Source organism: Dactylosporangium sp. NPDC051087 (assembly GCF_055586325.1).
Genome location: NZ_JBVJIJ010000008.1, coordinates 69,850 through 93,755, shown reverse-complemented (window position 1 = coordinate 93,755; position 23,906 = coordinate 69,850). Strand labels below are relative to the sequence as shown.

The following is a 23,906-nucleotide window of genomic DNA, read 5'->3' as shown; positions in this document are numbered from 1 at the left end:
ACCTCGACGCGCGCTTCCCGCGCCTGGCCGAGGAGTACTCCGCGCGACGGGCGGCGGCGCACGATGCGGTGGTCGCGGGTGCTCCCGGTCACCGACGACTTCGTCGTCTACGCGGTCGACCTGGAGATGGCCGACCTCGAACGCAACCTCGCCGCCTGCCTGCCGCCGGCACAGGCCGCCCTGTTGCGCGACCGGGGCCTGCTGTGACCGGCTTCCCCGGTGTTCAGTGCGCTGGGGCGATCGTCAGGCCGGCGATCAGGTCGCCGCGCAGGGTGAAGCGGTACGACAGGTCGACGGTGCCGCCGGGGAAGTCGCCTTCCAGGTGGTGGAGGGCGGCGTAGCGCGTGGCGTCGATCCGGGTGGCGGCGGTGACGGTGGTGGTGTAGCGGTATTCGCTCGCCGCGTCACGGATCCAGGCCTGGATCTCGGCCGGGCCGCGATACGTCTTGCCGTCATCGGTGACGACGGCGTCGCCGGTACAGGTGGCCGCCGCCGTCGCCGCGTCGCGGGCCTGGTGTGCGGTGAGGTACGTGAGGATGACGGCGGGCAGGTCCGCCGGTGCGATCGGGGTTTCGGTCATGTCCCCACCTTCGGGTCTCTCCCGGGGAGAGGGTCAAGCAGACTGGGCACATGCGCGAAGGCCTGACGATCGGGGAGTTCGCCACGCTGACCCACCTGAGCGTGCGGACGTTGCGCCGCTACCACGAGGGCGGGCTCCTCGAACCGGCGCACGTCGACCCGGCCACCAGGTACCGCTACTACGAGCCCGGACAGATCCCGGCCGCGCAGGTCATCCACCGGCTGCGGCAGCTCGGCGTCCCGCTCGCCGAGGTCAAGGCGATCCTCGCCACCGGCGACCCTGGGCGGCGCGCCGACCTGGTCGCCGGGCACCTCCGGCGGCTCGAGGGCGAGCTGGAGCGCACCCGCGCCGCGGTCGTGTCGCTGCGGCGGCTGCTGCGGCCGGCGCCGGCGGGCCTCGAGGTCCAGCTGCGCTCGGTGCCGGCGCGGACCGTGGCCGCCGTCAGCGACAAGGTCTCGCATGCCGATGTGCTCGGCTGGTACGACGCGGCGATGGCCGAGCTCGACGCCGCCTTCCCGCCGGCCGAACGGACCGGGCCGCCCGGTGGCCGGTACGACAACGAGCTGTTCACCGGCGGCGCCGGGGTCGTGACGGTGTTCCACCCGGTCCGTGCGCCTCGCGCGCTGGGCCGGATCGAGGTCGTCGAGCTGCCGGCGACGGACCTGGCGGTCGCGGTGCACGAGGGCCCGCACGACGACATCGACGTCACGTACGGGCGGCTCGGCGCGTGGGTCGTCGGGCACGCCCTGACCGTCGACGGCCCGGTGCATGAGACCTACCCGGTCGGCCCGCGCGACACGGCGGTCGCCGCCGACTGGCGCACCGAGATCGGCTGGCCGGTGTTCCGGCTGGCCCCCGGCTAGACACCCGGCCGGCGCCGTCACGTCCGGTCGGCGGCGGGTTCCAGGAGCGGATGCGGGCGGACGGTCCATCCCAGCAGCGGGCGGCCCCCGGTTTCCAGCCCGTCCACGACGGGTGTCAGCCGCGTCGACACGGGTGCGGGTGCGGCGGCGAGGTCTTCGCGGAGCGCTTCGACGACCGGGCCCGGGTCGCCGGCGCCGGGCATCGACAGGTAGCAGACGAGGTGCCGCCACGCGTACGCGATGTCCTTCACCGTCGGCAGCGGGCGCGGGTTGTTGTCGAGGCGGCCGGTGAGCCGGACCACGGTCGCGAACGTACGCCGGGCGAGGGCCGCCCATCCGCCGGGCGGCACGACGCCGAGGGACGCGAGGGTGGCGAGGTTGTGCGTGGTGAGGATCTGCGCCTGTTCGATCACCATGCCGTTGGCCGCGACCCACGAGCGGCGCGAGGTGGGCACGTCCGCCCGGGCACGGCACAGCTCGCCGAAGTCGGCGGTGTCGAACGTGTCGATGTCGTAGTACCGCGCGTACAGGCTGCCGGCGAGGACCTGCCCGGCGAGGCGGGCGGCGCCGGCGAACTTCGGGGAGAACCGGCCCATGAAGATGTCCGCGGCGAGCTCCTCCACCCACGGCAGGTCGTCCCCGGCGGCGCGGCTGAGCGCGGCGAGCTCCGTGACGAGCGGGTTGGGCAGCAGGGTCGCCGGGAACCCGCCGAGGGCGTCCTCCCCGAGCCGGACGAGCGTCGCGCGGGCCTCGTCGCGGGTGCCGGCGGTCGCCTGCCGGTGCGCCGCGAGGGCCCGCACCCATGGCAGCTCGTCCATCCGCACCTGGTGCTCCAGGTCGAGCAGCAGCAGCGACCGGCGGCCGCGGACGCGCGGTACGAGGCGGCCATCAGCGTGCGCAGCGCCGGGTCCGGGTAGGCGGCGGCGCTCGTGGTCGCGGACAGCTGCGGTACCAGACCGGCGAGGACCTCCGCGGACGGGACGACGCCCGCGTCGATGAGTTCCGTGACGGTGCCGGCGGCCGCGCGGTGGACCACACGCCGGATCGGGTCGGGCACGGGACGTCCTGCGACGGGTGCGCACACGGCGTCGACGTCGCTGATCCCGGCGTCCGGGTCCAGCGCCCCGATCCGGTCCGCGACGGCCTGGGCGGTGACGTGCAGGCCGGGACGGGCCGCCTCGGCGGCCTGCGTCGCGCGGAGGGCGGCGTGTCCGGGCGACCCGGGCAGGCCGCGCCGGGCGACCATCGCCTCGACCACCTTCCGGAGCAGGCCGAGCGTCCGCGGGGTGAGCGCGCCGGCGACCTGCTCCTTGGTCGCGGTGCGCAGGACGGCGAGGTTCTCCCGGCGGCGGCGGTGCTTGCCGCAGCGCTGGTGGACGGCGGCGAGCCGCTCGTAGCGGGCGGCGAGCTCCTCCGCCCGCGCCTGCCAGCCGGGCGGGAAGACGGCGGCGACGGTCCCGGACCCGTCGCGGGTGTCCAACCACAGTGCGAGCAGCTCGTCGCCGAACGGGTTCCAGACCGTCAGCGCCTCGCGCATCGCCGCGATCCGCTCGTTCTCCGTCCGCCCCCGCAACGCCGCGGCGGCCGTGCCGGCGGGCTCGCGCCACACGACCTCCCAGTCGCGGGCCGCCGCCGCGCGGTCGGGCACCGGGGTGAAGCACAGCTCACCGGCGAACGGCCCGAGCGCGTCGAGCAGGTCCAGCGCCGCGGCACGGTCCCCGGCCCGCACCAGCCACGCCACGCTCAGCAGCGCTCCCTGCTCGGGGACTTCGAGGCGGTACGCGCCGCTGTCCAGCATCGTGTGGAGGGCGTCGAGGCCGGCGTCGCCGAGGTGCCAGGCGAAGATCGGGCCGCGCGCCGGGTCGAGGCCGGCGCGGTCCGCGAGGGCGGTCTCGTGCGGGCGCAGCGGCCCGCCGGCCGCTGCGGTGCCGGTGGCGAACCCGCCGCGCGCCACCTCGGGCGTCACCCAGGCGGGCCACCCGGCGACCGGGGTGCGGGAGCCGACGGTCAGCCTTCCTGAGCGCATCCCTCGCAGCACGTCCCACCATTGGCGGGCCCGCCGGTCGGCGCGCGGATCACCGCCGGAGACCGCGGCCGTGAACGCCTTCGCCAGCTGTGCCATCGGGTAACCGTGAGGGTCCATGCCAGCGTGGCGGGCTTTGCTCCCGCGCCCTCCGGGTGCAGCCCGGTGCTCTGCTCACTGAGCTACACGCTGTTGATCGCTCGACCGTAGACCATGTGGGTCCGCGCTGTCCCGGGGTTTCCCGGCCAGGCCGTCGAAGACGATCGCGAGCATCCGGGTCCGTACGTCGTCGTCGATGTCCGCCTGGGAGGCGGCCCGTGAGGTGGCGACGAGCAGGGCGTACACCTCGGGCAGCTCGGCGTCGTCGCGGACGGCGCCGGCCTGTTGGGCGTGCTGCAGCAGGGTGCCGAAGGTGCGGCGCAGGGCGAGGGAGGCGGCCATCGCCTCGCCGGCGCCGTCGTCGCCGGACAGGTCGTGCAGGGCCTCGCCGATGGCGATCTTCGTGGCCGCGTCGGCGACCAGTTCGGTGAAGAAGCCGTAGAAGGCGGGGCCCGGGTCGGGGGCGTGCAGGAGGGTCTCGGCACGGCCGCGCAGGCGGTCGAAGCGGCGCACCAGGACGGCCTCGACCAGCGCGGCCTTGGTCGGGAAGTGCCGGAAGACGGTGGCGATGCCGACGCCGGCGCGGCGGGCCACCTCCTCCGTCGACGCGGCCTTGCCGCCCGTGCCGAAGACGTCCTCGGCGACGTCGAGGATGCGTTCGCGGTTGGCCCGCGCGTCGACGCGCTGGACGCGTCCGGTCATCGTGCCTCCTCATTGACATCCGAAGTCTGGACTCCATATATTCGGAGTCGAGACTCCGTATCGTAGCGAAAGGTGCCCGCCATGCGCCCGCAGGACGTCTTCCGGAAGCTCGTCGACGGGGTCGCGGCGGGGCGGTGGGAGGAGCTGCCCGAGCTGTATGCGGAGCGCACGCACGTCGTGCACCCGTTCGACCCGCACCGCGCCCCGGCGCTGCGCAGCCGCGACGAGCTCCGCGAGCACTTCACGCCGCCGGCCGGTGCCGGGCCGCGCATCGAGCGCCGGGCCACCGGCATCACCGTCCACGAGACGACCGACCCCGAGGTCATCGTCGCCGAGTTCGCCTATGAGGGGACCGCCGACGGGGTGCCCTTCACGCTGCCGGGCATCTTCGTCATGCGGGTCCGCGACGGCGAGATCGTCGAGTCCCGAGACTACTTCGACCACGTCACCGGCGCCGCGATCCGGGGCGGCCTCGACGACGTGGTCGCCGCCGTCAAGGCCAGGCTTACGGCAGCCGGTCCAGGATGAGGTCGTGGATCGCCTCGAGCAGGTCGACCTCCCGCTCGGAGTGCGCGGTGACGGTGACCGCAGCGCGGCGCCGCGGGCAGATGACGGCGTACTGCCCGTAGCGGCCGTCCATCCGGAACATGCCGTCGCGGTCGAGCCAGACACCGAGCCCATAGCCGTGCGTGAACCGCTCGCCCTCGCCGGCCAGGCCGCTGGTGTCGGCGGGCTCGGCGACCATCCGCGCGATGTAGGCCGCCGGCACGATCCGCCGGCCGTCCCACTCGCCGTCCTGCAGCAGCAGCCGCGCGAAGCGGGCGAGCTCGGCGGTCCGCAGGAACAGGTCGCTCGCCGCGAACGGGAACCCGAGCGGGCACGTGTGCCAGGCGGGGTTGTGCAGGTCCAGCGGCGCGAACAGCCGCGGGGTCAGGAAGGCGCGCACGTCCGCGCCGGTCGCTCTCGCGATGACCCGGCCGATCGCGTACGGCCCCGAGTCGGTGTAGGCGAACCGGGTCCCCGGCTCGGCGCTCATCGGCGCGGCGACGATCTCGTGCAGCAGGTCCGGCGCGTCGACCCGCATGTCGGCGAACCACTCGTGCCCGGTGCCGCTGGACATCGACGCGAGCTGCCGCAGGGTCACCGCCTCGAACCCGTCGGCCGCCACGGCGCGCAGCTCCGGGAAGTGGTCCAGGAGCCGGTCGTCGACGCCCAGCCGGCCCTCTGCCTCGGCGATGCCGAGCGCGACCGACGTGAACGTCTTCGACACCGAGTACAGGTTGACGCGGTCGTCGGACCTGACCCGCCGCTGCACCGGGTCGGCGCCCTCACGGTGCACGTGGACCCCGTACACACCGAGATCGCGCTCCCGGTCGGCCGTCATGAACTCGTCGAGGAAGTCGTCGTCCACCGATGGATCGTAGGCCAGCCGCGGGCGGCTATGCGGGTGGCCGGCGCACCAGCTCGGCGACCACGGTCACCCGGCGGACCGTCTCGCGCAGCTCGTCGCGGAAGTCCGCCCGGCGCTGCGGCAGGTCCGGCGTGGCCGGGTCGAGCAGGCCGCGGTGGCGGGCCAGCTGCAGCGCCGGCTTGAACAGCTCCAGCGACACCGACTCCTCGCTGGCCAGCCGGCCCTGCAGCGCCCACTGCCGGCCGACGCGCAGGCACTCGTCGAGGAAGCGGGGCTCGTCGATCTCGTGGTCCGCGGCGGCGGCGAGGCGGTCGGCGACCAGGTGGTAGGCGTCGAGGAACGGCCGCAGGACCAGCGGGGCGACCAGCGGGCTGCCCTGTCCCAGCCAGGTGCGGGCCTCGGCCGGGGTGAACTCGCGCAGGCCGCTGCCGTCGCCGGGCTCGATGATCGCCAGCTCCAGCGCCATCTGCTCGGCGAAGTCCCGGCGGCGGGCGAAGAAGAAGTCGAACTTCAGCAGCTCGCGCAGGCGCATCGCCTCCCCGGTCGCCGTCGTCAGGCCGTCCGGGCCGCCTTCGGCGGCGGCGACCAGGGCGAGCTCGCCGATCGCCCGGTCGACCAGCAGGTGGATGGCCGTGTTGCGGTAGAACGCGGCCACCAGGTGCTGGCCCGGGCCGATCGCCCACACCGGGTCGGTGCCGCCGTCGTAGCTCGTCAGTACCCCCGACGCGACCAGCTCCGAGAGGGTGCGGCCGACCGTGTCCCGGTCGGTGAGGTCCGCCGCGCCGGCCACCGGCCAGCGCCGGGACCCGATGTAGGTGGCCATCGGCGCGATGGTCCGCAGCACCTCGTCGAGGGTGAGCGCCCGGTCGGCGGCCAGCATCGCGAGGCAGACGACCGCGGTGACGGTGACCGGGGTCGCCTGGTTGATGCGGTGCGAGGTGTCCAGGGCGATCCGCTCGACGACGTGCCGGCCCTGCCGGTCGCCGTCGCGCAGCTCGGCCATCCGCTCGCGGAGCGGGACCGGCTCACCGAAGTCCAGGTAGGCACGGCCGAGCCGGTCGGCCTGCAGCCGGGCGAAGTTGACCAGCCAGCGGACGTCCTCGGGGCGTTTCCTCGCCCCGCGCGCCTCCGCCGTCATCGCGCCGACCTCGTGCAGCTGCTCGTACACGATGGACACCGGGACGATGAGCGCCTCGGCGCCGGGGGCGGCGTCGAGCGCGTCGGTCACGTAGCGCAGGATGCCGTAGGTCGGTGGCCGCAGCTTGCCCGTGCGGGTCCGGCCGCCCTCGATGGACCAGCTGAGGTTCTGCCTGTTGCGGATCAGCCGGCCGATGTAGGCGCGCAGCGTCAACCGGTACACCGGCTGGTCCTGCGTCGCCCGGCGGATGTAGACGATGCCGGAGCGGCGCGCGAGATGGTTGACGGGGAAGAGGTTCAGGTTCGCCCCGCCGAGCGTGAACGCCGGGCTGAGCCCGTGCCGGTCCAGCGCCACCGGGACCGCCGCACCGTCCAGATAGGACCGGTGGGAGAACAGGAACAGCAGTGAGTACTGCTGGTCCAGGTCCTGCAGCCGGCGCGCGGCCGCCTCGTCCACGAGCAGCTCGTGCGCGCGGAACATCCACGTCGTGAACTTCGACCAGGTGCTCATCGCCCGCGCGGTGTGCATCGCGCCCATCTCGCGCAGATAGCCGGCGGCCTCGGCCGTCACCTCGCCCCGGTCGCGGCCGAGCTCGCCCCCCAGCTCGGCGAGCCGGCTGTTGAACCCGTCGTCGGCCAGCAGCTGGGCCACTTCAGGGGTGTCCGAGGACATCCGCCACCTCCGTCGTGCCAGTCTGGGAGCAGCGCCCGGATTCCGTCAACAACGCGGGCGCCGCCAGCCAGGCCGCGGCGCGGTCAGCCGGGAGGGTGCGCGGCGAGCCAGGTCGCGGCGCGGCGGGCGGAGGCCCGTGCCAGCCACGCGTCCTGGACCAGCTCGGCGAGCTCCGCCGGCTCAGCTCACCGACCCGGCAGGCCCGCAGCAGCACCGACGGGTGCCCGTCGAAGTGCGCGGTGGTGAAGAACGGCGTCGACCCGTCCTGGACGAGGGCCTGCTTGTCCGCCTCGGACTCGACCCAGAACACGATCACGTCCGCATACCGCTCGCCGGTGTCCGGATCGACCGCGTCGGGCCGTGGGTTGCGGAAGAAGACGAACGACTTCCCGCCGACCTGATACACCGGGTTGTCCCCGGACCCGTGCTCGACGGTGACGTGCGGCATGCCCGCCGCCAGCTCGTGCACGTCCTCGACCCGCGCCCGCCGCTCCCGTGCCATCCCCCGAACCTACTCCCCGGTCAGGCCGCGCCGGCGAGGGACAGGCGCCGCTCCGCCTCGTCCTGGGACAGCCACGCACGGCCGTCCAGCGACGCCTTCTTCGTGTTGAAGGCGCCGACCCACAGACCGGCGGCCCAGCCGGCCTCGACCTCGTCGGGATGCCAGGTGCGGCCGGTGGCGCGCTGGTACCCGTCGAGGAAGGCGGCGGACTCGGCCAGCGTCGCCGGTCTGGGGACGATGCCGCAGGGCCAGACGGCGGCGGCCAGACCGACCACGGCGGCTTCGGGGGCGGCGATGACGCTGTCCCAGTCGTGGACGACGAGCGGCTCGTCGCCGCGCCAGCGGAGGTTCTGGGCCTCCCAGTCGCCGTGGCCGATGACCAGGCGGCCGCCGTGCCCGGTGCGGGTGAAGCCGCGGAGCCGCTCGCGGACCCGTGCCCCGGCCTCGTCGAGCCACGGCGTCGGCGGCCCGGCGGTGTTGAGGTCGTCGTCGCGGTCGTCGGCGGCGGGCCACACCCCGGGCACGTCGTGGTCCCACGCGGTCCACGGCGGCGGCGGGTCCAGGGTGCCGATCTCCTCCGGCGGCGGAGCGAGCCGGATGAGCCGGGCCAGCAACCCCGCGAACAGGTGCGCGCGCTCGACACCGGCGGCCGAGGGTGCCATCGAACCGCCGGGGACCAGGGTCTCGGCGCTGACCGCCGGCCCGGACCCGGCGAGCGGGCCGGCGAGCGGCTCCGGGGCGGGGAACCCCGAGCGCCACAGTGCCCGCTGGACGGCGGCGCAGGAGGGCAGGCGCGGCGACTGCGGCCGCACCTTGACGGCGACGGTGCGTGCGTCGGACAGGCGCAGTGCGTACACCTGCGACAAATGACCGCCGATGGACATGACCTCGGCCACGGCGGCGCCGAGGTGGCGCCGGCACCAGCGATCGACGTCGAACGTCACGCACCTACTCTATGCCGCGGCCACCGCAGGCCGAGACGCTGTTCGACCTGTAGCGTGGGCCGGGTGGCGGACCATGATCCCTCGTGTCAGCGGTGCGGGAGTGGGCTCGACGCCGAGCAGCTGGACGTGCGGGTCCTGCTGCCCGACGCGCTCCTGGACACACCGCGCCATGAGCGGGGCGCGGACTGGGGCCAGGGGCCGCTGCTGGAGGTCGACGGCGTCGGGGCGTTCATGCGGTGCCTGCTGCCGGTGCACCTGACCGGTGGGATGCTGCTGACGTTCGGGACGTGGCTCGGCGTGCACCCCGGCGACCTGCGGCGGGCGCGGGAGGTCTGGCGGACCGCGGACTATGCGGCGCTGGAGCTCGACGGCGTCCTCGCCAACGCGATCCGGCCGTGGGGAGAGGCCATTCTCGGCGCGCCCGCGCGGGTGGCGGTCCGCAAGGCCGACGAGATCCCCTACGTGGTGGCGAGTCCACATGCGACACTCGGGCGGGTCGTCGCCGACGAATGGGACCGCGACACCGTGCTCGGGTCCCTCGCGACCGCGCTGCCGGTGCCGATCCAGGCGCGGGTGAGCGACGAGTGGTCGGTCGAGCGCGGCGCCGGGTTCACCGTCAGGTTGCACGAGGGGTCGCTGCGGTTCGTCGGGCCGGGGCGCACCGTCATCCTCGACATCTTCGGCATCGACCCGGCGGAGACCGTCGACGAGGTCCTCGCCATGATGACCGAGGGAGCGCCGGCCGCCGACGGCCGGCTCACCGAGCGCGACGGCGGCGAGCTGCGGCACGCCCGCTGGTTGGTGGCCGGTGCGCAGCACGAGCTGTACGGCCTGGTCATCCGCCCCGGCAGCATGCTCAGCGTCACCTGCGTGCACGACGACCCGGCCGACCACGAGTGGGCGCTGCGCACCTGGCGGTCCGTGCGTTTTCACGGCGAGGTGTAGATCCGCGCGGCGGCTCGTTCGTCGTATGGGTATGAGTGATCTCAACCTTCCGGATGTCGTGTCGCGCGAGGCGTGGCTGGTCGCGCGCAAGGAACTGCTCCACCGCGAGAAGGCGGCGCTGCGGGCGAGGGACGCGCTGAACACGCGGCGCCGCGAGCTGCCGATGGTGCGGGTCGACAAGGACTACCGCTTCGACGGGCCTGACGGGCCGGTCGGGCTGCTGGACCTGTTCGACGGTCAGCGGCAGCTGGTCGTGCAGCACTTCATGTTCGGGCCGGACGCGGAATCCGGGTGCGCCGGGTGCACGGCCACCGTCGACGAGCTCTCCGACGGGCTGCTGCGGCACCTGCGGTCGCGGAGCACCACGTACGCGGTGGTGGCGCGCGGCCCGATCGCGCGGTTGCAGGAGTACCGGCTGCGGCGCGGCTGGTCGATCCCGCTGTACTCGTCGGCGGGGTCGGACTTCAACTTCGACTTCCACGTCACGTTCGACGAGACGGTCGCGCCGGTCCTCTTCAACTACCGCGGGCCGGACGAGCTGCGGGCGGCCGGCATGGACTGGATCCTCGACCCGGCCGGGCAGCCGGTCGAGCAGCCGGGGATGAGCTGCTTCCTGCGGCACGACGGGGAGGTCTTCCACACCTATTCGACCTTCGCCCGCGGCACCGAACACGCCGGCGGCGCCTACGGCATCCTCGACCTGACGGCGCTCGGGCGGCAGGAGAGCTGGGAGGAGCCGAAGGGGCGCGGCGGCGACGTCCGCGGCCCGTCGCCCTTCTTCAACTGACCTTCAACTGACCGCCGGGGGCGTGGTGGCCGCCGCGATGACCTCGGTCAGCGCGGCGTGCAGCTGCTGGAGCCGCTCGATGGGCATGCCGAGGCGGGCGACGATCGCCGGTGGGATCTTCTCCGCCTCGGCCCGCAGCGCGCGGCCCTCCTCGGTGAGGCCGACCTCGAGGATCCGCTCGTCGGCGGCGGCCCGCTCGCGGGTGATGTATCCGGCCGCCTGCAGCCGCTTCAGCAGCGGCGACAGCGTGGCGGGGTCGAGCTGCAGCAGCCGGGCGAGCTCGTTGAGCGACAGCGGCGAGTGCTGCCACAGCGCCAGCATCACCAGGTACTGCGGGTGCGTCAGGCCCATCGGGTCGAGCAGCGGGCGGTAGACGGCGATGACCGTCCGGGAGGCGACGGCGAGCGCGAAGCACACCTGCTGCTCCAAGGCGAGCGGGTTGTCCAGCTCGGTCGAGTGGGTCATCACACCTCCGGTGGGTCCTACGGCCAGCCTACGACCCTGTCGGAGACGGCCCGGCCTGTGGCACACTGATAGCGCCCTAATGGTTAGTACACCAAGGAGTCGTCATGTGGAAGTTCAAGCGCTCCCGCAGCAACCCGGCGGAGCCCAAGAAGGACCGCTTCGGCGACGCGATGTTCCAGGTCTTCGGCCCGGCCACCGTCGAGGGCGCGATCCAGGGGTGGAGCCCTGAGGCCAAGGCGCAGTACAAGCGGATGCGCGAGAACTACAAGCGGACAAGCTCGTCTTAAATCTTCTGTCGATGTTGAGAGAAAGTTCGCCGATTGCGAACGAAACATCTAGACACGGAAATGAAAGCCTCATAGATTGACCGCGCCAGGCATCGGCGTGCCAGGCAACCCGCAGGACATCGATTTTGTGATGCCCCGCCTGTTGTCCGAGCACGCCGCCGTGGCGGTTTGCCGTATCCACAGGCGGAGCGTCCCGCTCTCCCTGGAGGAACCGTGTCCGTCCCGCCCCGGCGCACGCGCATCCCGATCGTGGGTGCGCTCGCCTCCACCCTGCTGTTCTCAGCGCTGGTCCTGCCCTCGGCCGGCGCATCCGCCGCTCCACCGCCACAGGAGCCCGGCGTCACCCTGCGCACCTTCGACCTGCAGACACCCCTGAGCAGCCTCTGCACGCTGAAGCCGGCGCAGACGCCGAACGTCGACAAGCTCATGTCCACGATCGACTGGACCACCTCGGCCCAGTTCGGCCTCGAGGACAACTTCACTTCGCAGGTCATCGGCAACATCAACATCGCCACGGCCGGCAACTACACGTTCCGGCTGATCAGCGACGACGGCTCGCGTCTGACTGTTGATGGCAACGTTGTCATCAACCACGACGGGCTGCACGGCGCGACCACCAAGGACGGCTCCGTCCAGCTGGGCACCGGCTACCACTCGCTGTTCGTCGAGTTCTTCGAGGCGGGCGGCGGGCAGCAGCTCACGCTGCAGTGGCAGACGCCCGGCTCCTCGTCGTTCGTGACGGTGCCCAACTCGGTGCTCAGCACCGACGCCGGCGTCGTGCGGGTCACCGCCCCCGGCCGCAAGGAGTGCGAAGGCACCGGCGACTCCCCCGGCGACGGCCTGCCGCTCACCTCGGTCAACCCCAACTTCACGCTGACCAACCTGCGGCCGAACTCGTCGTTCCAGCCGAAGGTCACCGGCATGGACTGGCTGCCCGACGGCCGCCTGGTCATCTGCACCTGGGGCGGCAGCGACCAGTCCGGCACGTCACAGGCCGGCGAGGTGTACATCCTCGGCAACACCGGCGGCGCCACCAGCCCCGGCAACGTCACCACCAAGCGCATCGGCAGCAACCTCAAGGAGCCGATGGGTCTCAAAGTCGTCAACGGCGTCGTGTACGTGTCGGAGAAGCAGCGGCTGACCCGGCTCGTCGACACCAACGGTGACGAGGTCGCCGACCAGTACCAGACCGTCGCGACGATGCCGTTCGACGGCAACTTCCACTCGTTCGCGTTCGGCCTGCTGTACGAGGCGGGCTACTTCTACCTGAACCTGTCGGTGTCGATCGACTACGGCGGCGCCACCACGAACCCGCAGGGTGTCGTGAACCGGGGCACCACCATCAAGATCAACGCAGCGGACGGGACGTTCACCTACGTCGCCGGCGGCCTGCGCACCCCGCACGGCATCGGCTGGGGCCCGGAGAACGGCATCTTCGTCACCGACAACCAGGGCGGCTACCAGCCCGCGTCGAAGCTGCTGCACATCAAGCAGGGCCGCTTCTTCAACCACTACCTCAACCCGCAGGCGCTGTTCGACGACCAGCCGGTGAGCCAGCCGGTGCTGTGGCTGCCGCAGAACGAGATCGGCAACTCGCCGAGCACCCCGCTGTACATGCCCAGCGGCATCTACGCCGGGCAGTTCCTCATCGGTGACGTCACCTACGGCGGCCTGCAGCGGGCCAACGTGGAGAAGGTCAACGGCGAGTACCAGGGCGCGCTGTACCGGATGACGCAGGGCCTCGAGGCCGGCATCTCCGAGGTCGGGCTCGGCCCGGACGGCGCCATCTACGTCGGTGGCCTCGGCGCCGGCGGCAACTGGGGCCAGTCCGGCAAGCTCACCTACGGCCTGCAGAAGCTGACCCCCAACGGCGGCAACACGTTCGACATGCTCAACACCAAGGCGACGGCGAACGGCTTCGAGATCGAATACACCCAGCCGCTGTCCGCCGCCACCGCCACGGCGCTCGCCAGCAAGTACAAGGTGAAGCAGTGGCGCTACGTGCCCACCGCGGCGTACGGCGGCCCGAAGGTCGACGAGGAGACCCTGTCGGTGTCCTCGGCGACGCTGTCCGCCGACAGCAAGAAGGTCACCCTGGTCATCCCCGGCCTCAAGGCCGGCCGGGTGGTGCACATCCGCTCGCCCAAGCCGTTCGCCGCGGCCAACGGCCAGTCGCTGTGGAGCACCGAGGTCTGGTACACGCTCAACGCCATCCCCGGCCAGGTCCCGGCCGTCAACCTGGCGCTGGGCAAGCCCGCCACGTCCGACAGCAACTGCTCCACCAACGAGAAGGCGGCCCGCGCCGTCAACGGCACCACCACCAACGGCAACCTCGACAAGTGGTGCTCGCAGGGCGCCACGAAGTGGCTGCAGGTCGACACCGGCGCCACCCAGGCGATCAACAAGGTCGTGCTGCAGCACGCCGGCACCGGCGGCGAGAACACGGCGTGGAACACCCGCGACTTCAACGTCCAGGTGAGCACGAACGGCACCGCGTGGACGACGGTCGCGACGGTCACCGGCAACACGGCCAGCACGACCACGCACAACTTCGCCTCGACACAGGCGCGCTACGTGCGGGTCAACGTCACCACGCCGGCCAGTGACGGCAACACCGCCGCCCGCATCTACGAGCTCGAGGTGTACGGAGGGACGGCGCCACCGGCCACCGGCAACCTGGCGCTGAACAAGACCACCACGCAGGACAGCTCCTGCGCGACGACGGAGACTGCGGCGAAGGCGGTCAACGGCACGGTCAACGGCGGCAACACCGACAAGTGGTGCTCCCTCGGGGCCAGCAAGTGGATGCAGGTCGACCTCGGCTCCACCCAGAGCGTCAGCCGGATCGTGCTCAAGCACGCCGGCGCCGGCGGCGAGAACAGCGCCTGGAACACGCGCGACTTCAACCTGCAGTGGAGCACCAACGGCACCTCGTGGACGACCGTGGCCACCGTCACCGGCAACGTCCTGAGCTCCACGACGCACGACTTCACCGCCGTGCAGGCCCGCTACCTGCGGCTCAACATCACCACCCCGGCCAGCGACGGCAACGGTGCCGCCCGCATCTACGAGTTCGAGGCGTACTCGACCGGCGGTGCCAACCCGGGCCGGATCGTGCTGTTCAACGGCTCGAACATGAACAACTTCGAGGGCTCCGGCGGCAGCGCGGTCACCTGGCCGCTCGGCAACGGCGGCGTCGAGGTGCTCGGCGGCGACATCCGCAGCAAGGAGAGCTTCGGCGACTTCAAGCTGCACATCGAGTTCTGGCTGCCGAACCTGCCGGGCAACGTCACCGGGCAGCAGCGCTCCAACAGCGGCATCTACCTGCAGGACCGCTACGAGCTGCAGGTGCTCGACTCGTACGGGGTCGCCTCGGCACCCGGCATCGACACCTGCGCGTCGATCTACAACAAGATCGCCGCGACCAGCAACGCGGCGACGGCACCGGAGACGTGGCAGACGTACGACGTGACGTTCCGCGCGGCCCGGTACAACAGCTCCGGCACCAAGACGGAGAACGCCCGGGTCACGGTCGTGTGGAACGGCGTGACGGTGCACAACAACGTGGCCATCGACGGTCCGACCGGCAACGGCGCCGCCGAGGGCGCGGGCACCGGCAAGATCCGTCTGCAGGACCACGGTGACGCCGGCGCGAACCTGTACTACCGCAACATCTGGGTCGAGCCGATGGCCGGCTGACCCTGCTCCGACCGGGGGCGGTGCCGCGTCGCGGTGCCGCCCCCTCTCACGTCTCACACGGCCGTTTTACCTGGCCGTTTCACACGGCCGTCTCACACGGCCGTTTCACCTGGCCGTTTCACACGGCCGTTTCACCTGGCCGTCTCACATGGCCGTGAAGACCACCGCGCGGCCGGCGCCGACGGCGCGGTCGTAGAACGCCTGGATGTCGGTGAAGTTGTCCCAGGTGTACTCGAAGTCGTCGTCGTCGCCCGCGCCCCTGTAGTCGTCCTTGTCGAACGCGTCGAACCGCTCGCGCAGCCACGCCCGGTCCAGGCCGCGCAGGGCCGCCGCCACGTCGCGCACCTGCTCGGCGGCGACGTACACGACCCAGACGTCCTCGCTCAAATCCTCCCCGCCGAGGATCGCGTGCGACAGCGGGTACTCCTCGCCCAGGCAGCGGTGCACGGCGTCCCACGCCTTGTCGGAGTCGACCTTCATGGACTCGTCGTCCCACTCCTCCTCGAGGTCCTCGAGGAGGTCGCCGACCTCGTCGTTCCTGGCCGCCTCGAGCAGCGCCTTCTCCTGCTCCGCCGTGACGGCGAAGTGCACTCCCAGCATGGTGGTGATCGTACGCAGTTCCGGTTGACGCAACCTGACGATTGCTATAGCTTCAATAGCAACTGAATGGTTGCTACATGGAGGTCGACATGACGTTCCCCGACCGGATCGAGCGCACGCTGCAGCTGGCCCACCCGCCGGAGAAGGTGTGGGCGGCGCTGACCACCGCCGAGGGTCTCGGCACCTGGTTCGGCAACCGCGCCGAGATCGACCTGCGGGTCGGCGGGAAGGCCAAGCTCATCTGGGACAGCGGCGACACCGCCGACCTGACGATCGAGCGCGTCGAGCCGCCGCACGTCTTCGCCTACACCTGGCCGCTCTACGGCCTGCCCAAGGAGGATCCGCGCCGCAACCTCGTCGAGTTCACCCTCGAGCCGTCCGGCGCCGGCACCACGCTGACGATGGTCGAGACCGGTTTCGCGCAGCTGCCCGGAGAGGCCGGCCAGACCGCCTACACGGGCAACACCAAGGGCTGGACCAGCGAGCTCGGCGAGCTCGTCGCATACCTCGATGGGCAGGCCTGACCCGGAGGCGGTGGCGCAGGAGGTCTTCGTCGCCCTGGCCGACCCGAGCCGGCGGGGGATCCTCGCCGCGCTCGCGGCCGGCGGCCCGGCCACCGCCACCCAGCTCGCCGCCCGGCTGCCGATCACCCGGCAGGCGATCGCCAAGCACCTGACCCTCCTCGCGGACGCGGGTCTCGTCGTCGCCGAGCCGGGCGAGCGGCGCCGGATCCGCTTCCGCCTGGACTCCGCGTCGATGAAGGTGGCGCAGCAGTTCCTCGCCGCCCTCGCCCGCGACTGGGACGGCCCGCTCACGGCACTGCGCGACCGGCTCGGCGACCCGCGGTAGGCCGGTCGCCGCGGCGGCCGACAGATCGTTCGGGATCGAACTCGAGCCGCACTCGCGGACGACTGGTAACGTCCACTTGTGGATCTGCTACGGGTGGAACACCGCCACGTGGAATTGGCCGACGTCGACTTTACCGGTCGTTCGTTCGACACTTTTGGCGCGTACGGCGGGTCATTCTTGCGATGTAACTTCACGGAAACGACATTCGGGAAGTTCAGCGTCGGACACCAGGGTCAGACTCGATTCGTCGACTGCACCTTCCGGCGCACCAGGTTTCCGCTGGGCAACACGTATCTCGGTGACGTGCGCTTCGAGGGCTGCCTGTTCGACCATGCCCGCATCCGCGAGCTTGACACCGAATGCGCCGAATTTGTCGATTGTGTGTTCCGTGGCCGGATTTGGCACACCGTCTTCTGCGGCGCTCCAGGCGGCGGGTGGACCGGACCGCCGGGCCGGGTGAACAATGAGTGGCGCGGCAATGACTTCTCCGGCGCCGAGCTCGTCGACGTCGACTTCCGCGACATCGACCTCGGCGCGCAGCGCTGGCCCGCCGACGGCGACGAATACGCGTTGATCGACCGGGTCGACGAGCGCGCGGCGGAGGTCACCGCCGCGATCCGCGACGCTCCCGCCGGCACCTGGCCCGACCCGCTGCTCGCCGCGCAGGCGGTCGACTTCGTGTGCACCGGCCGGCCGCGCGACCCGAAGGGCTTCGTGCTGATCCGCCGCCGGGAGCTCGGGCACCGGCTGCCGCCGCAGGTGCGGGACCGGCTCTGGGCGCTCCTGGTGACGGCCTACGGCGACGGCCAGGGGTAGGTGACCGGCTACACCGACGACCAGGAGTAGAGCGCCCGCCCCTCGGCGACGGCCGACCGGGCCAGTCCCGCGAGGGCGATGAGCCGCTCCGCCTCCCAGTCCTCCAGCAGATACTCGTCCGCGTAGTCGCGGATCTGCCCGTCGCCGATCCTGGCGAGGGTGTCGACGAGCTCCGCGTTGATCCTGGCCGTCCACGGCCCCAGATACTCCGGGTCGGGGATGCCGCCGAGCGGCTCGTCCTTGCCGAACTCGCTCGGGTCCCGGCCGTCGATCTCCGCGGCGAACTCCTCGACCTCGAGTATCCAGCCCTTGCAGTCGACGAACGGCCAGTCGTTGCCGGCGGGGCCGACGTCGAGATCCAGCGCGGCGAGCTCCGGCGCGGTGGCGGCGAAGTAGTCCATCATGACGCCCACACCGCTGACACTAGCGTGATCGCGGGTCCCTGGCAGCGCTCGTCCATCGATGCCGGACCTCACCGGCGCACGCAGGGCAGGCATCGGCTGCTATACATTCCCGCGTGAACCGACGGCATGTGGGGCTTCTCGTCCGGATCGTCCTGGCAGTGGTGTTCCTGCTGGCCGGATGGCAGATGGTCGAGCACGGCAGCAGCACGGCGGCGCAGCGGCAGCAGGAGTCCGCGCAGCGCATCGCGGACTACTCGCCGACCTGCGACGGCAAGACGATGCGGCGCGGCGACACATGCCTGGTCTTCGGCGGCAGCGGCGACGAGGGCGGCTCCTACCAGCACATGATCGACCGGTTCGCGGCGCGGAACTCGCCGGAGAGGATCGCCGACGCGGACCGGTCGTGGCGGCTCACCGGCAACCTGGCCCTGCTCGTCGGCACGCTGTCGCTGCTGTTCTTCGTCCTGAGCCTGGTCGAGGTGGTCCGGTTCGGCGCCGGCGAGCCGCAGCAGGTGATCACGCCGTACCAGACGCGCCTGTTCTTCCTGGTCGTCGGCGGCGTGGTGGCCACCGTCGCGTGGCTGCGCAACGTCACCGGCGACGGCGGCACGGGCTCCCGGATCCTCGGCGGCGCGGGCACTCTGTTCGCCCTGATCGCGGCCGCCGCGCTGGTGTCGTCGTTCCGGGCCCGGACCGGGCGGAAACGCTGGGCGAAGCGGCGCGGCCACACGTACGAGCGGATCAACCCGACGCTGATAGAGCGTCTCGGCTGGCCCGGCGCGCAGCCGTTCGCGGGCGGGGTCGTCACCGGCTCGCACCGCGGCCGGGCGTTCATGGTCTTCGACTACGCGCAGAAGGACGACCGGCACACCGGGCTGCTGGTCGGCCTGCCGGAGGAGGTACCGAACCTGTCGGTGGAGGCCAAGGGCAAGGAGGGCGCCAGGCTGCTCGGCGGCACCGCGCAGCACTGGGTGGACCTGGCGCCGCAGGTGGTCGCGGCCGCCGACCGGCACTACCCGTGGGCGTTCACCGCGAGCGGCGGCACCATCTGGGCGAAGTACGACGGGCTGCTCAGCCCCGGCGGCAAGGACCTCGACCGGCGGCTCGACGGCCTGCACAAGGTCGGCACCGACCTCGCCGCCCTGCCGCCCGCGAGAAGTTGATCACCTTCGCCTTTCGCCGGACCCCCGCTGATCAGCACCGGAGGGGTCCGTCGGGGGTCGCTTCGATTGACACACCGGTACGCCGTCCGTACCGTCCGAAACGAAACGTGACAGTGAACGGAAGCCGGTGCAAGCCCGGCACGGTCGCGCCGCTGTAACCACGCACCCGTGGGAGTCAGACCCGGCCACTGTCACGACAACGCTCGATGGGACGCGAAATCCCGCAGGAGGCTGCACAGATGGCATCGATCTCGGCTCTTCCCACCCCGGCCGCCGCACCGGCCCCGATCCCGCTGCGGCAGATCCTGCCGTGGGCGACGTTCGGCGTCGTGCTCGCCGTCGTCCTGCTCTACTTCGTCGGCGCCGAGCAGGGCATCACCTCGGTCATCGCCGGTGAGACCGTGCACGAGTTCGTCCACGACGGGCGGCACCTGCTCGGCTTCCCCTGCCACTGAGACGGGGAGCCGACATGCTCAACGCCCGCACCCTTCTGGTTCGCGGGATGATCGCCGGTGCCGTCGCCGGGGTCGCCGCGTTCCTGTTCGCCTATCTGTTCGGCGAGGGCCCGATCAACGACGCGATCGCGTTCGAGGAGGCCCAGGCGGCGCAGCTGCCCGCCGGTGAGCACGAGCACGAGCTCGTCAGCCGCGGTGTGCAGAGCACCGTCGGTCTCGCCACCGCCTCCGTCGTCTACGGGGTGGCACTCGGCGGTCTGTTCGCCATCGCCGTCGCGATCACCCTCGGCCGGATCGGGCGGATCAGCGCCCGGGCCACCGCCGGGCTGGTCGCCCTCGCCGGGTTCGTCGGGGTGGCGCTCGTGCCGTTCCTGAAGTACCCGGCCAACCCGCCGGCCACCGGCAACCCGGACACGCTGCAGCAGCGCACCGGGCTGTTCTTCCTGATGATCGTCATCGGGGTCGCGACCGTGATCGGCGTCGCCGTCGTGACCCGGTCGCTGCAGGCCCGCTACGGCACCTGGAACGCGGCGACGGCCGCGGTCATCGGTGGCGTGGTCGTCGTCGGTGTCGCGATCGCGCTGCTGCCGGCGGTCAACGAGGTGCCGGACGGGTTCGCCCCGATCCTGCTGTGGAAGTTCCGCCTCGCCTCGCTGGGCACCCAGGCGGTCAACTGGGCCACCCTCGGCCTGCTGTTCGGGTATCTCACCGAGCGCAGCCAGCGCGCGGCGAACGCGGTCGCCGCGCAGCCGGTCGCCGTCTGATCCACCGGTTCTCCACTGACGGCGGGGCCATCGGCTCCGCCGTCACGTGCGGGTGCGGGGTTTCTCTCCCTGCGGCCCGAACAGGTGCAGGATCTCCACCGCCTGCTCCCCCGCCGGACCGAACCAGTGCGACACGCTCGTCTCGGACTCCGCCACCTCGTGGCGTTCCCTGCTGCTCGGCGTCGGGGTCGGCTTCGCCAACGCGCCGATCACGAACACGGCGGTGGCCGGGCTGCCCGGGCCGGGGTCGCGGGCGGCATCACGTCGACCGCCCGGCAGCTCGGCGCGGCCCTCGGGATGGCCGTCGCCGGTGGTCTCGTCGCGGGGCCGCCCCCGTGCGCCACGCCGCGGCGTCGCGGCCCGGCTGGGTCCTCGTCGCCGCGTGCGGCCTGCTGCTGCTCGCCGTCGCCCGGGTGTCACCGGCCTCCCGGGCGCTGCCGGCGGGTTGACCGAGGCGCTCAGTGCACCCGGGCGGGGTCGACGTCGCGCTGGGTGGCGCAGGCGGTGCACTGGACGGTGTGCTTGACCTGCAGCGGGATCAGCGGGATGAAGAACAACGAGAGTTTGAGAGTCCGCTTGTACAGCGGGTGCGCCACCGTGTTGCCGCAGTGCGGGCAGCGCAGGGTCAGCGTGCGCAGGTGCTTCACCCGCCAGCCCCAGCCGAAGATCACCACGCGGCCATCGTAGCGGCCCGCCGCCTACCCCTGCCGGGCGCGGCGTTCCGAGGCGTGCACGAGGACCGAGCACCACATCCGGTACGGCCGCCAGGCGTCGGTCACCCGGGCGATGTCGGTGGCCGAGGGGGTGGCCGGCAGGCTGTACAGGCGGCGCATCCCCGACATCGTGAGCTCGTCGCCCGGCAGCGAGTCCACGAGCCCCGCACCGCGCATCACGATCGCGGTGGCGAAGAAGTCGCCGACACCGCGCAGCCGGCGCACGTCGGCGAGCGCCTCCTCGACCGGCAGCCGCCGCAGCCGGGCGCGGTCCAGCCGGCCTTCGAGGGCCGCCTCCGCGATGCCGTGCAGGCGGCGCACCTTCTCGTCATTTACGCCCGGGATGTCGGTGATGCGCAGCAGCTGCTGCGGCGAGGGGAACGCGTGCGCGGTGACGCCGCCGATCTCGAACGCCTCGCCGTGGTCGCGGGCCATCCGCTGGCGGATCGCCCGGCCCTGCTCGACGCGCATCCGGTGGGCGATGATGAAGGCGCAGGCGGCCTCGTACGGCGAGTGGAACAACACCGGCCGCAGGTGCGCGTGCCGCCGCTGCAGCTCGCCCAGGACCGGGTCACGCTCGCCGACCTGCGCGTATCCACTGCCGTCGACGTCGAGCGACAGCACCGCCAGGGCCTGCTGCCACGCGTCCTGCGGGCCCTGCCCGGTGACGGTGTCCGGCGCCGTCTGCCGCAGCAGCACGGCGGCGGAGTGGGTCCAGCCCTCGACGGGGAACGCCATGACGATCGTGCGGTCGTCGCCGACCGGCCGCGTCCAGCCACCGAAGTACTCGTTCTGCCTGGCCATGTCGTACGGGCCGGTGATGTGTGCCTGCATGCCCCGCAGCATGCGCCGTTGAACAAGACACCTGTTGTCATGTTTCGCGGATACTCTCGACGGGTGCGCGCCGACCGCCTGTTGTCCCTGGTCCTGCTCCTGCAGGCCCGCGATGTCGCCACGGCGCCGGACCTGGCCGCCCGGCTCGGGGTGTCGGTGCGCACCGTCATGCGCGACGTCGAGGCGCTCAGTTCCGCCGGGATCCCGGTGTACACCGCCCAGGGGCGAGGCGGAGGGATCCGCCTGCTCGACACGTACCGCTCCGGCCTGGCCAACCTCAGCCGGGCGGAAGGCGCGGGCCTGGCCGTCGGGCAGTCCCGCCTCGCCGGCGAGCTCGGCCTCGGCGACGCCCTCGACACCGCCATCGAGAAGATCATCGGCGCCGGCGGTCAAGCGTTGCGTGGCGGCCTGGCCCAGGGCCGCCGGCACGTCATCGTCGACGTCGACCCATGGATGCGCTCCGGCGAGCCCGTCCCCCTGCTCCCGCAGATCCACGACGCCCTGCTGCGCGGCGTCCACCTGTCGCTGGACTACCAGGACAGCGACGGCACCCGCTCGCAGCGCACGGTCGCACCCGCCGGCCTCGTGGCGAAGGCCGGGATCTGGTATCTGATCACGTCGGAGCCCGCCCTGGTACGGGTGTCGCGCGTGCACTCCTGCACGGCCCTGCCGTCACCGGCGGTCCTGCCGGCCGGCTTCGACCTGGACACGGCCTGGGCAACCCTGCGGGACAAGGTGCAGGAGCGGCCGCGCCCACTGCCCGTCGTCGCGGCGGCGGCGCCGGACTCGGTCGCCATGGTCCGCCGGCTGCTCGCCCGCCACCTGGACCCGGCCGACGACGGCCACACCACGGTCGTGCGGCTCGCGTTCGCCGGACCGTCACACGCGGTCGGGAGCCTGCTCGGCCTCGGCACCCGCGTGGAGGTCCTCGACCCGCCGGCGGTCCGCGATGCCCTGCGGACCGCCGCCCAGGCCGTGGCAGACCTCTACTCGCCGCGGACCGGCAGCTCGCTGAGCAGGGTGAACTCGAACTCGATCTGACTGGCGTCCGCCGCGTCCTCCGGGGTCACCAGGTAGGACTCGACCCGGAAGCCCAGGTTGAGCACGTCCGCGGCCCGGATGTGCTCAACCAGCTCCTCCGCCGCCGTGAAGTATGCGGTGTAGATGACCGACGGCCCGTCGTTCAGCTCACCGACGGTCTCCTCGGCCTCAACATCGCCGGGGGTCTCAGCTGCAATGTCAACAGTCACGAGCGGGGAGCGTACGCGCCCCTGTGGTACACCGCACCACGAGAGGGGAAATGTCGGTGGTCGCAAGTATGCTCTGGTCGCTTTGGTAGGAGAGCACGTTGGGAGCACTGAAGACATGCAGCTGCGACGCATCATCCTGGCCCTGTCCGCTGTGGTCGCGCTGACCGCGGGCTGCACCTCGGACCCGGGCTCGACGTCGGCGGCCGGCTCGTCCGCCCCCGCCGCTTCCGCCGCCGCGTCCGCTTCCGCCTCTGTCGCTGCGAGCGCCGGGGCCGGCGCCGGCGCTGGTCAACCCGCCGACGTGAAGGCCAACACCGAGGCCGTGTGCAAGGGCGTCATCGCGGCATACGACAAGGAGAAGGAGGAGCTCACCGCCATCCTCGGCGAGGTCCTCATGGCCAGCGTCAAGGAGGACCAGGCCGCCCTCGCCACCGCCAAGGCGAAGGGCCAGGTCGTCATCGACCGGCTCAACACCGCGGTCAACGCCGAGCTCGCCAAGGCCACGGACCCGCAGGCCAAGGCCGCGCTGCAGAACTTCGTCACCGCCTTCTCGAAGATCCTGGCCGCGGACAACTTCGCCAACAGCAACTTCGAGGCAACCCTGGACAAGGCCACCACCGAGGCGACGAAGTACTGCCCCGCACTGACCGCTTGAGCACCTGACGTCGCCCGCCCGGCCGGCTGCCCGCCCGCCGGGCCGTCCGGCCGCTTGCACGCATGACCGTGTTCGCTGGTCTGACTGCACACGCGGCGAGCTGCCCGGCCGCTTGCCGCCATCCTTTGGTCCGCACCGTTGGACGGCTCGCACGTCGGGCTGCTGGCGAAGCTGACGTGTACTCGCCCGGCTGGCCGCGCGCACCGGGCTGTCCGGCCGCATGCGCGCTGACGTCGTTCTCCCGGCCGACCTCTCACGCGTTGGGCTACTGGCCCCTTGCGCACTG

The 23,906-nt window shown here is 72.1% G+C and carries 30 protein-coding genes, 1 tRNA gene and 1 riboswitch; of the genes, 15 read left to right on the top strand and 16 right to left on the bottom strand.

From position 1 onward, the window contains the following. Positions 1-78 precede the first annotated feature (78 nt). Positions 79-207 (top strand): hypothetical protein, encoded by a 129-nt coding sequence (locus ACZ6TV_RS16915; RefSeq protein ID WP_465298096.1) that lies wholly within the window; start codon positions 79-81, stop codon positions 205-207. Between the two features lie 16 nt (positions 208-223). Here ACZ6TV_RS16915 and ACZ6TV_RS16910 read toward each other — a convergent pair whose 3' ends face one another. After that, the gene (locus ACZ6TV_RS16910) at positions 224-580 is read right to left on the bottom strand and encodes a nuclear transport factor 2 family protein (protein WP_465298095.1); all 357 of its coding nucleotides are present in this window, start codon (positions 578-580) and stop codon (positions 224-226) included. Between the two features lie 50 nt (positions 581-630). On the opposite strand from ACZ6TV_RS16910, the gene ACZ6TV_RS16905 reads away from it, so the two are divergent. Then, a complete protein-coding gene (locus tag ACZ6TV_RS16905) occupies positions 631-1,443 on the top strand; it encodes a MerR family transcriptional regulator (RefSeq protein ID WP_465298094.1) in 813 nt (270 codons plus the stop codon). A 17-nt stretch (positions 1,444-1,460) separates the two neighbouring features. Here the strand turns inward: ACZ6TV_RS16905 and ACZ6TV_RS16900 are convergent, their stop codons facing one another. The 4 genes from ACZ6TV_RS16900 to ACZ6TV_RS16885 all read right to left on the bottom strand — a co-directional run bounded on the left by ACZ6TV_RS16900 (position 1,461) and on the right by ACZ6TV_RS16885 (position 4,267). Beyond that, the gene (locus tag ACZ6TV_RS16900) at positions 1,461-1,859 is read right to left on the bottom strand and encodes a hypothetical protein (protein ID WP_465298093.1); all 399 of its coding nucleotides are present in this window, start codon (positions 1,857-1,859) and stop codon (positions 1,461-1,463) included. Beyond that, positions 1,853-3,565 carry a hypothetical protein gene (locus ACZ6TV_RS16895; protein WP_465298092.1) on the bottom strand — a complete coding sequence of 571 codons (1,713 nt, stop codon included), beginning with the start codon at positions 3,563-3,565 and terminating at the stop codon, positions 1,853-1,855. The genes ACZ6TV_RS16900 and ACZ6TV_RS16895 overlap by 7 nt, the downstream gene beginning before the upstream one ends. A gap of 22 nt (positions 3,566-3,587) precedes the next feature. Next, a tRNA-Ala gene (locus tag ACZ6TV_RS16890) sits at positions 3,588-3,658 on the bottom strand. After that, positions 3,641-4,267 (bottom strand): TetR/AcrR family transcriptional regulator, encoded by a 627-nt coding sequence (locus ACZ6TV_RS16885; RefSeq protein ID WP_465298091.1) that lies wholly within the window; start codon positions 4,265-4,267, stop codon positions 3,641-3,643. Before ACZ6TV_RS16885 ends, ACZ6TV_RS16890 begins: the two co-directional genes overlap by 18 nt. A gap of 81 nt (positions 4,268-4,348) precedes the next feature. On the opposite strand from ACZ6TV_RS16885, the gene ACZ6TV_RS16880 reads away from it, so the two are divergent. Then, positions 4,349-4,795, top strand: coding sequence for a nuclear transport factor 2 family protein (locus ACZ6TV_RS16880; RefSeq protein ID WP_465298090.1), 447 nt, complete (start codon positions 4,349-4,351; stop codon positions 4,793-4,795). On the opposite strand, the gene ACZ6TV_RS16875 is transcribed toward ACZ6TV_RS16880, so the two are convergent. From ACZ6TV_RS16875 to ACZ6TV_RS16860, 4 genes are read right to left on the bottom strand one after another with little or no spacing between them, the layout of a single operon-like run. Beyond that, on the bottom strand, positions 4,773-5,678 hold the full coding sequence (locus tag ACZ6TV_RS16875; RefSeq protein WP_465298089.1) for a serine hydrolase domain-containing protein: 906 nt from the start codon (positions 5,676-5,678) through the stop codon (positions 4,773-4,775). The genes ACZ6TV_RS16880 and ACZ6TV_RS16875 overlap by 23 nt on opposite strands. Before the next feature lie 28 nt (positions 5,679-5,706). Next, complete coding sequence (locus ACZ6TV_RS16870; protein WP_465298088.1) at positions 5,707-7,488, bottom strand: lysophospholipid acyltransferase; 1,782 nt, start codon at positions 7,486-7,488, stop codon at positions 5,707-5,709. Next, positions 7,469-7,990: a hypothetical protein gene (locus ACZ6TV_RS16865; protein ID WP_465298087.1), complete on the bottom strand. Its 522-nt coding sequence runs from the start codon at positions 7,988-7,990 to the stop codon at positions 7,469-7,471. Before ACZ6TV_RS16865 ends, ACZ6TV_RS16870 begins: the two co-directional genes overlap by 20 nt. A 20-nt stretch (positions 7,991-8,010) precedes the next feature. Further along, entirely contained in the window at positions 8,011-8,934 is a 924-nt protein-coding gene (locus ACZ6TV_RS16860; RefSeq protein WP_465298086.1) for a phosphotransferase family protein, read from the bottom strand. Between the two features lie 63 nt (positions 8,935-8,997). On the opposite strand from ACZ6TV_RS16860, the gene ACZ6TV_RS16855 reads away from it, so the two are divergent. Continuing rightward, entirely contained in the window at positions 8,998-9,879 is an 882-nt protein-coding gene (locus tag ACZ6TV_RS16855) for a DUF2199 domain-containing protein (protein ID WP_465298085.1), read from the top strand. 31 nt (positions 9,880-9,910) lie between these two features. Next, positions 9,911-10,666 (top strand): DUF899 domain-containing protein, encoded by a 756-nt coding sequence (locus ACZ6TV_RS16850; RefSeq protein ID WP_465298084.1) that lies wholly within the window; start codon positions 9,911-9,913, stop codon positions 10,664-10,666. Between the two features lie 3 nt (positions 10,667-10,669). Here ACZ6TV_RS16850 and ACZ6TV_RS16845 read toward each other — a convergent pair whose 3' ends face one another. Next, the gene (locus tag ACZ6TV_RS16845; RefSeq protein ID WP_465298083.1) at positions 10,670-11,131 is read right to left on the bottom strand and encodes a MarR family winged helix-turn-helix transcriptional regulator; all 462 of its coding nucleotides are present in this window, start codon (positions 11,129-11,131) and stop codon (positions 10,670-10,672) included. 104 nt (positions 11,132-11,235) lie between these two features. Here ACZ6TV_RS16845 and ACZ6TV_RS16840 point away from each other — a divergent pair, with 104 nt between their 5' ends. Next, a complete protein-coding gene (locus ACZ6TV_RS16840; protein ID WP_465298082.1) occupies positions 11,236-11,418 on the top strand; it encodes a hypothetical protein in 183 nt (60 codons plus the stop codon). Between the two features lie 213 nt (positions 11,419-11,631). Then, positions 11,632-15,117: a discoidin domain-containing protein gene (locus tag ACZ6TV_RS16835; RefSeq protein WP_465298081.1), complete on the top strand. Its 3,486-nt coding sequence runs from the start codon at positions 11,632-11,634 to the stop codon at positions 15,115-15,117. 144 nt (positions 15,118-15,261) lie between these two features. Here ACZ6TV_RS16835 and ACZ6TV_RS16830 read toward each other — a convergent pair whose 3' ends face one another. Beyond that, positions 15,262-15,717 (bottom strand): YfbM family protein, encoded by a 456-nt coding sequence (locus tag ACZ6TV_RS16830; protein WP_465298080.1) that lies wholly within the window; start codon positions 15,715-15,717, stop codon positions 15,262-15,264. Between the two features lie 77 nt (positions 15,718-15,794). Between ACZ6TV_RS16830 and ACZ6TV_RS16825 the strand changes: the two genes are divergently transcribed. The 3 genes from ACZ6TV_RS16825 (at position 15,795) to ACZ6TV_RS16815 (ending at position 17,382) form a co-directional block, all read left to right on the top strand. Beyond that, entirely contained in the window at positions 15,795-16,241 is a 447-nt protein-coding gene (locus ACZ6TV_RS16825) for an SRPBCC family protein (RefSeq protein ID WP_465298079.1), read from the top strand. Further along, complete coding sequence (locus tag ACZ6TV_RS16820) at positions 16,228-16,566, top strand: ArsR/SmtB family transcription factor (protein ID WP_465298078.1); 339 nt, start codon at positions 16,228-16,230, stop codon at positions 16,564-16,566. Before ACZ6TV_RS16825 ends, ACZ6TV_RS16820 begins: the two co-directional genes overlap by 14 nt. 78 nt (positions 16,567-16,644) lie before the next feature. Beyond that, the gene (locus ACZ6TV_RS16815; RefSeq protein WP_465298077.1) at positions 16,645-17,382 is read left to right on the top strand and encodes a hypothetical protein; all 738 of its coding nucleotides are present in this window, start codon (positions 16,645-16,647) and stop codon (positions 17,380-17,382) included. Between the two features lie 8 nt (positions 17,383-17,390). On the opposite strand, the gene ACZ6TV_RS16810 is transcribed toward ACZ6TV_RS16815, so the two are convergent. Next, the gene (locus ACZ6TV_RS16810; protein WP_465298076.1) at positions 17,391-17,795 is read right to left on the bottom strand and encodes a hypothetical protein; all 405 of its coding nucleotides are present in this window, start codon (positions 17,793-17,795) and stop codon (positions 17,391-17,393) included. Between the two features lie 104 nt (positions 17,796-17,899). On the opposite strand from ACZ6TV_RS16810, the gene ACZ6TV_RS16805 reads away from it, so the two are divergent. The 3 genes from ACZ6TV_RS16805 (at position 17,900) to ACZ6TV_RS16795 (ending at position 20,168) form a co-directional block, all read left to right on the top strand. After that, a complete protein-coding gene (locus tag ACZ6TV_RS16805) occupies positions 17,900-18,949 on the top strand; it encodes a hypothetical protein (protein WP_465298075.1) in 1,050 nt (349 codons plus the stop codon). Positions 18,950-19,007: 58 nt separating this feature from the next. Next, a riboswitch (cobalamin riboswitch) is annotated at positions 19,008-19,153 on the top strand. 35 nt (positions 19,154-19,188) lie between these two features. Continuing rightward, a complete protein-coding gene (locus ACZ6TV_RS16800; RefSeq protein ID WP_465298074.1) occupies positions 19,189-19,404 on the top strand; it encodes a CbtB domain-containing protein in 216 nt (71 codons plus the stop codon). Positions 19,405-19,418: 14 nt separating this feature from the next. Beyond that, positions 19,419-20,168 carry a CbtA family protein gene (locus tag ACZ6TV_RS16795; protein WP_465298073.1) on the top strand — a complete coding sequence of 250 codons (750 nt, stop codon included), beginning with the start codon at positions 19,419-19,421 and terminating at the stop codon, positions 20,166-20,168. A gap of 42 nt (positions 20,169-20,210) precedes the next feature. Here the strand turns inward: ACZ6TV_RS16795 and ACZ6TV_RS16790 are convergent, their stop codons facing one another. The 3 genes from ACZ6TV_RS16790 to ACZ6TV_RS16780 form a co-directional block, all read right to left on the bottom strand. Beyond that, on the bottom strand, positions 20,211-20,381 hold the full coding sequence (locus ACZ6TV_RS16790; protein ID WP_465298072.1) for a hypothetical protein: 171 nt from the start codon (positions 20,379-20,381) through the stop codon (positions 20,211-20,213). Between the two features lie 245 nt (positions 20,382-20,626). Beyond that, entirely contained in the window at positions 20,627-20,842 is a 216-nt protein-coding gene (locus ACZ6TV_RS16785) for a zinc-ribbon domain-containing protein (protein ID WP_465298071.1), read from the bottom strand. Positions 20,843-20,866: 24 nt separating this feature from the next. Next, positions 20,867-21,715 carry a DNA-3-methyladenine glycosylase family protein gene (locus ACZ6TV_RS16780; protein WP_465298070.1) on the bottom strand — a complete coding sequence of 283 codons (849 nt, stop codon included), beginning with the start codon at positions 21,713-21,715 and terminating at the stop codon, positions 20,867-20,869. Between the two features lie 63 nt (positions 21,716-21,778). Between ACZ6TV_RS16780 and ACZ6TV_RS16775 the strand changes: the two genes are divergently transcribed. Beyond that, positions 21,779-22,756 (top strand): helix-turn-helix transcriptional regulator, encoded by a 978-nt coding sequence (locus tag ACZ6TV_RS16775; protein ID WP_465298069.1) that lies wholly within the window; start codon positions 21,779-21,781, stop codon positions 22,754-22,756. On the opposite strand, the gene ACZ6TV_RS16770 is transcribed toward ACZ6TV_RS16775, so the two are convergent. Beyond that, positions 22,702-22,965, bottom strand: a complete 264-nt coding sequence (locus ACZ6TV_RS16770; protein WP_465298068.1) for a hypothetical protein — start codon at positions 22,963-22,965, stop codon at positions 22,702-22,704. The two genes, ACZ6TV_RS16775 and ACZ6TV_RS16770, sit on opposite strands and share 55 nt — an antisense overlap. Before the next feature lie 115 nt (positions 22,966-23,080). Here ACZ6TV_RS16770 and ACZ6TV_RS16765 point away from each other — a divergent pair, with 115 nt between their 5' ends. Next, complete coding sequence (locus tag ACZ6TV_RS16765) at positions 23,081-23,620, top strand: hypothetical protein (protein WP_465298067.1); 540 nt, start codon at positions 23,081-23,083, stop codon at positions 23,618-23,620. Positions 23,621-23,906: the final 286 nt, after the last annotated feature.

Bases quoted from the DNA above. Each gene is read 5' to 3' on its own strand.
- ACZ6TV_RS16910 (WP_465298095.1), bottom strand. From the start codon at position 580: ATGACCGAAACCCCGATCGCACCGGCGGACCTGCCCGCCGTCATCCTC.
- ACZ6TV_RS16885 (WP_465298091.1), bottom strand. From the start codon at position 4,267: ATGACCGGACGCGTCCAGCGCGTCGACGCGCGGGCCAACCGCGAACGC.
- ACZ6TV_RS16840 (WP_465298082.1), top strand. From the start codon at position 11,236: ATGTGGAAGTTCAAGCGCTCCCGCAGCAACCCGGCGGAGCCCAAGAAG.
- ACZ6TV_RS16880 (WP_465298090.1), top strand. From the start codon at position 4,349: ATGCGCCCGCAGGACGTCTTCCGGAAGCTCGTCGACGGGGTCGCGGCG.
- ACZ6TV_RS16825 (WP_465298079.1), top strand. From the start codon at position 15,795: ATGGAGGTCGACATGACGTTCCCCGACCGGATCGAGCGCACGCTGCAG.
- ACZ6TV_RS16905 (WP_465298094.1), top strand. From the start codon at position 631: ATGCGCGAAGGCCTGACGATCGGGGAGTTCGCCACGCTGACCCACCTG.
- ACZ6TV_RS16820 (WP_465298078.1), top strand. From the start codon at position 16,228: ATGGGCAGGCCTGACCCGGAGGCGGTGGCGCAGGAGGTCTTCGTCGCC.
- ACZ6TV_RS16870 (WP_465298088.1), bottom strand. From the start codon at position 7,488: ATGTCCTCGGACACCCCTGAAGTGGCCCAGCTGCTGGCCGACGACGGG.
- ACZ6TV_RS16865 (WP_465298087.1), bottom strand. From the start codon at position 7,990: ATGGCACGGGAGCGGCGGGCGCGGGTCGAGGACGTGCACGAGCTGGCG.
- ACZ6TV_RS16765 (WP_465298067.1), top strand. From the start codon at position 23,081: ATGCAGCTGCGACGCATCATCCTGGCCCTGTCCGCTGTGGTCGCGCTG.
- ACZ6TV_RS16795 (WP_465298073.1), top strand. From the start codon at position 19,419: ATGCTCAACGCCCGCACCCTTCTGGTTCGCGGGATGATCGCCGGTGCC.
- ACZ6TV_RS16800 (WP_465298074.1), top strand. From the start codon at position 19,189: ATGGCATCGATCTCGGCTCTTCCCACCCCGGCCGCCGCACCGGCCCCG.
- ACZ6TV_RS16895 (WP_465298092.1), bottom strand. From the start codon at position 3,565: ATGGCACAGCTGGCGAAGGCGTTCACGGCCGCGGTCTCCGGCGGTGAT.
- ACZ6TV_RS16845 (WP_465298083.1), bottom strand. From the start codon at position 11,131: ATGACCCACTCGACCGAGCTGGACAACCCGCTCGCCTTGGAGCAGCAG.
- ACZ6TV_RS16780 (WP_465298070.1), bottom strand. From the start codon at position 21,715: ATGCAGGCACACATCACCGGCCCGTACGACATGGCCAGGCAGAACGAG.
- ACZ6TV_RS16830 (WP_465298080.1), bottom strand. From the start codon at position 15,717: ATGCTGGGAGTGCACTTCGCCGTCACGGCGGAGCAGGAGAAGGCGCTG.
- ACZ6TV_RS16850 (WP_465298084.1), top strand. From the start codon at position 9,911: ATGAGTGATCTCAACCTTCCGGATGTCGTGTCGCGCGAGGCGTGGCTG.
- ACZ6TV_RS16900 (WP_465298093.1), bottom strand. From the start codon at position 1,859: ATGGTGATCGAACAGGCGCAGATCCTCACCACGCACAACCTCGCCACC.